The following is a 5,340-nucleotide window of genomic DNA, read 5'->3' as shown; positions in this document are numbered from 1 at the left end:
AAAGTTTGTTATATATTATTTAGTTGTTCGTTATCGGTATTCGGTTATCGGATTCTATCCAATTACTCCTAACCTATAACTACCAACATGTTTCGGTAGTTTCAACATCACAAAGGCATAACCTTTAGCGCACTCCTTAAGTATTTTTGCAAAGCTTACTTATTGCTTTTAGCTTTAAGCCTTATTAGGCTATAAATCTACGGGTAATTAGTACTACTCGGCTATGACATTACTGCCTTTACACCTATAGCCTATCAACGTCGTCATCTACAACGACCCTTAAAAGATGTCTCATCTTGAGGCGAGTTTCGCACTTATATGCTTTCAGTGCTTATCTCTTCCAAACATAGCTACTCAGCGGTGCACCTGGCGGTACAACTGATACACCAGAGGTTTGTTCAATTCGGTCCTCTCGTACTAGAATCAAGCCCTCTCAAACATCTAACGCCCGCAATAGATAGAGACCGAACTGTCTCACGACGTTCTGAACCCAGCTCGCGTGCCACTTTAATGGGCGAACAGCCCAACCCTTGGGACCTTCTCCAGCCCCAGGATGTGACGAGCCGACATCGAGGTGCCGAACCTCCCCGTCGATGTGAGCTCTTGGGGGAGACTAGCCTGTTATCCCCGGAGTACCTTTTATCCTATGAGCGATGGCCCTTCCATACGGAACCACCGGATCACTATGTCCTGCTTTCGCACCTGATCGACTTGTAGGTCTCACAGTCAAGCACCCTTATGCCATTACACTCTACGCACGGTTACCAAGCGTGCTGAGGGTACCTTTGAAAGCCTCCGTTACTCTTTTGGAGGCGACCACCCCAGTCAAACTACCCACCACGCAATGTCCTTCCGTAGAAGTTAGGCTCCAAGTAAACAAAGGGTGGTATTTCAACGTTGGCTCCACAAACACTAGCGTGCCTGCTTCACAGCCTCCCACCTATCCTACACATTGTTTACTCGAAGTCAATACGAAGTTATAGTAAAGGTTCACAGGGTCTTTTCGTCCCATTGCGGGTAATCGGCATCTTCACCGATACTACAATTTCACCGAGCTCGTGGCTGAGACAGTGCCCAGATCGTTACACCATTCGTGCAGGTCGGAACTTACCCGACAAGGAATTTCGCTACCTTAGGACCGTTATAGTTACGGCCGCCGTTTACTGGGGCTTCAGTCAATGCCTTCGAATTACTTCTAAGCACCTTCCTTAACCTTCCAGCACCGGGCAGGTGTCAGACCCTATACAGCATCTTTCGATTTAGCAGAGTCCTGTGTTTTTGATAAACAGTCGCCTGGGCCTCTTCACTGCGGCCTCCCCGGAGGGAGGCGTCTCTTCTTCCGAAGTTACGAGACTATTTTGCCTAGTTCCTTAGCCACGACTCACTCGAGCACCTTAGGATTCTCTCCTCGACTACCTGTGTCGGTTTTGGTACGGGCAGTATATTTCGCTTTTCTTGGAAGCGGGTCCCCAGGATTATCAGCGCATCCGAAGATTTGCTGTACTATCGTAACCTCGCAGTTACTTCAACGTACTATTCCGTCAGTACGCACCTAGTTTCCAACTCCGTCACTTTTATTAATATACTGGTACGGGAATATTAACCCGTTGTCCATCCACTACGCCTGTCGGCTTCGCGTTAGGCCCCGACTAACCCTCAGCTGATTAGCATGGCTGAGGAAACCTTAGTCTTTCGGTGAGGGGGTTTCTCGCCCCCTTTATCGTTACTTATGCCTACATTTTCTTTTCTATCCGCTCCACAATACCTCACAGTACTGCTTCGGCGCAAATAGAATGCTCCCCTACCCAGTATTAAATACTGCCATAGCTTCGGTAATATGCTTATGCCCGATTATTATCCATGCCGGACCGCTCGACTAGTGAGCTGTTACGCACTCTTTAAATGAATGGCTGCTTCCAAGCCAACATCCTAGCTGTCAATGCAGTCCAACCGCGTTCTTTCAACTTAGCATATATTTAGGGACCTTAGCTGTTGGTCTGGGTTCTTTCCCTCTCGGACATGGACCTTAGCACCCATGCCCTCACTGCCGACAATCATTTATTAGCATTCGGAGTTTGTCAGGAATTGGTAGGCGATGAAACCCCCGCATCCAATCAGTAGCTCTACCTCTAATAAACTATATCGACGCTGCACCTAAATGCATTTCGGGGAGTACGAGCTATCTCCCAGTTTGATTGGCCTTTCACCCCTACCCACAGGTCATCCGAAGACTTTTCAACGTCAACCGGTTCGGTCCTCCACTTTGTGTTACCAAAGCTTCAACCTGCCCATGGGTAGATCACAAGGTTTCGCGTCTAATCCCACTAACTAAGCGCCCTATTCAGACTCGCTTTCGCTACGGCTCCGGACCTTAAGTCCTTAACCTCGCTAGTAAGATTAACTCGTAGGCTCATTATGCAAAAGGCACGCCGTCACAGCATATAGCTGCTCCGACCGCTTGTAGGCGTACGGTTTCAGGTTCTATTTCACCCTTCTATTCGAAGTGCTTTTCACCTTTCCTTCACAGTACTTGTTCACTATCGGTCTTTCAGGAGTATTTAGCCTTGGAGGATGGTCCCCCCATATTCAGACAGGATTTCACGTGTCCCGCCCTACTCATTTATCACTTATGTATGCCTTTCATATACGGGGCTATCACCCTCTATGGCTACACTTTCCAGTGTATTCTATTAAACATATAAAAGCTTTTGGGCTAATCCGCTTTCGCTCGCCACTACTTACGGAATCTCTTCGATTTCTTTTCCTCCGGGTACTTAGATGTTTCAGTTCTCCGGGTTTGCTCCCATTGCTGGGTGACATATCTTCAATATGCCGGGTTGCCCCATTCGGACATCTGCGGATCAATTCGTGTGTGCCAATCCCCGCAGCTTTTCGCAGCTTACCACGTCCTTCTTCGCCTCTGAAAGCCTAGGCATCCGCCATACGCCCTTAACGATTTCTTTCCTAATTTTATTTTACTCTGCACTCAAGGAGTGCTCGGTTATCTCTTTGTGATGTCAATTTTACCGTTAATGTCAATGATCTTTAGTTCTTTCTATCTTCCTGATAAACGAATATTTGTTTTGGCTCTATTCGTATACTTGTATCAGTCCAACAAAACTGTGGAGAATAAGGGAGTCGAACCCTTGACCTCCTGCGTGCAAGGCAGGCGCTCTAGCCAGCTGAGCTAATTCCCCTTTTTCAATTAGTAGTCTCGGGCAGGCTCGAACTGCCGACCTCTACATTATCAGTGTAGCGCTCTAACCAGCTGAGCTACGAGACTTCATTAATCTATAATTATTAATTAACAATTATTAATTATAAATTATCTCTTTCCCTGTTACTAATCTAAAGGGTTATTTCTTAAATATCAACCAAAGTAAAACCAAAGCTATGCTTTGTTTAAGTAAGCAGTACATTTAAGTACCTTAATTTTGTTTATCGTCCTAAAGACGCTCTAAAATGAGATGTTCCAGCCGCACCTTCCGGTACGGCTACCTTGTTACGACTTAGCCCTAGTTACTAGTTTTACCCTAGGCAGCTCCTTTTACGGTCACCGACTTCAGGTACCCCCAGCTTCCATGGCTTGACGGGCGGTGTGTACAAGGCCCGGGAACGTATTCACCGCGCCATGGCTGATGCGCGATTACTAGCGATTCCAGCTTCATAGAGTCGAGTTGCAGACTCCAATCCGAACTGAGACCGGCTTTCGAGATTTGCATCCTATCACTAGGTAGCTGCCCTCTGTACCGGCCATTGTAGCACGTGTGTGGCCCAAGACGTAAGGGCCGTGATGATTTGACGTCATCCCCACCTTCCTCTCTACTTGCGTAGGCAGTCTCACTAGAGTCCTCAACTTAATGTTAGCAACTAGTGACAGGGGTTGCGCTCGTTGCAGGACTTAACCTAACACCTCACGGCACGAGCTGACGACAACCATGCAGCACCTTGAAAAATGTCCGAAGAAGGATCTATTTCTAAATCTGTCATTTCCCATTTAAGTCTTGGTAAGGTTCCTCGCGTATCATCGAATTAAACCACATGCTCCACCGCTTGTGCGGGCCCCCGTCAATTCCTTTGAGTTTCATTCTTGCGAACGTACTCCCCAGGTGGATTACTTATCACTTTCGCTTAGTCTCTGAATCCTAAAACCCAAAAACGAGTAATCATCGTTTACGGCGTGGACTACCAGGGTATCTAATCCTGTTCGCTCCCCACGCTTTCGTCCATCAGCGTCAGTTAAGACTTAGTGACCTGCCTTCGCAATTGGTGTTCTAAGTAATATCTATGCATTTCACCGCTACACTACTTATTCCAGCCACTTCAACCTTACTCAAGACTAACAGTATCAATGGCAGTTCGACAGTTAAGCTGTCGGATTTCACCACTGACTTATCAGTCCGCCTACGGACCCTTTAAACCCAATAAATCCGGATAACGCTTGCACCCTCCGTATTACCGCGGCTGCTGGCACGGAGTTAGCCGGTGCTTATTCATCTGGTACCTTCAGCTACTTACACGTAAGTAGGTTTATCCCCAGATAAAAGTAGTTTACAACCCATAGGGCCGTCTTCCTACACGCGGGATGGCTGGATCAGGCTTCCACCCATTGTCCAATATTCCTCACTGCTGCCTCCCGTAGGAGTCTGGTCCGTGTCTCAGTACCAGTGTGGGGGATCACCCTCTCAGGCCCCCTAAAGATCGTCGCCTTGGTGAGCCGTTACCTCACCAACTAGCTAATCTTGCGCGTGCCCATCTTTATCCACCGTAGTTTTCAATATAATCCGATGCCGAATCATATATTATAGGGTATTAATCTTCCTTTCGAAAGGCTATCCCCTTGATAAAGGCAGGTTGCACACGTGTTCCGCACCCGTACGCCGCTCTCAAGATTCCGAAGAATCTCTACCGCTCGGCTTGCATGTGTTAGGCCTCCCGCTAGCGTTCATCCTGAGCCAGGATCAAACTCTCCATTGTATGTTTGTGTTCCTTAAACTCAACTCAATTTAAAATTGACGCTTTGGTTTTTCTTACTTGGTTGTTATTTTATTTTCAATGATCTTTTATTCTTTTCGCTTCATCCGAAATCTCTTCTGTCAGTGTTTCAGATTTGCGAGTGCAAAGATAAAAACTTTTTTCCGATTTACAAAACTTTTTTTGAAGTTTTTTTTCAGTCATCTTCATTACCTCTACTCCGCTACAACAGTCCTTTTATTAACCATTTTTGCGTGGGCAAAACTAATAAATTTTATTAACATGACCAAATCTTTTTTCTAAAAAATTTTAATCGATTTTTTCGTCTCAATTACCTCCTGCTCCCATCACAACTCTCATTGTTTA

The 5,340-nt window shown here is 46.3% G+C and carries 2 tRNA genes and 2 rRNA genes; all 4 read right to left on the bottom strand.

Annotated elements, in window-relative coordinates:
* Window positions 1–187: 187 nt before the first annotated feature.
* Window positions 188–2,963, bottom strand: a 23S ribosomal RNA gene (locus ATE49_RS10155).
* A 160-nt stretch (window positions 2,964–3,123) separates the two neighbouring features.
* A tRNA-Ala gene (locus tag ATE49_RS10150) sits at window positions 3,124–3,197 on the bottom strand.
* Between the two features lie 12 nt (window positions 3,198–3,209).
* Window positions 3,210–3,283 (bottom strand) — tRNA-Ile (locus tag ATE49_RS10145).
* 177 nt (window positions 3,284–3,460) lie between these two features.
* Window positions 3,461–4,977 (bottom strand): 16S ribosomal RNA (locus ATE49_RS10140).
* Together the 16S and 23S rRNA genes with 2 tRNA genes alongside form the textbook arrangement of a ribosomal RNA operon.
* Window positions 4,978–5,340: the final 363 nt, after the last annotated feature.

The sequence above is a fragment of the Elizabethkingia miricola genome (genome assembly GCF_001675285.1).
Lineage (GTDB): Bacteria > Bacteroidota > Bacteroidia > Flavobacteriales > Weeksellaceae > Elizabethkingia > Elizabethkingia miricola.
The sequence above is the reverse complement of the archived record's forward strand: the minus strand, read 5'-3'. Positions and strand labels throughout refer to the sequence as shown.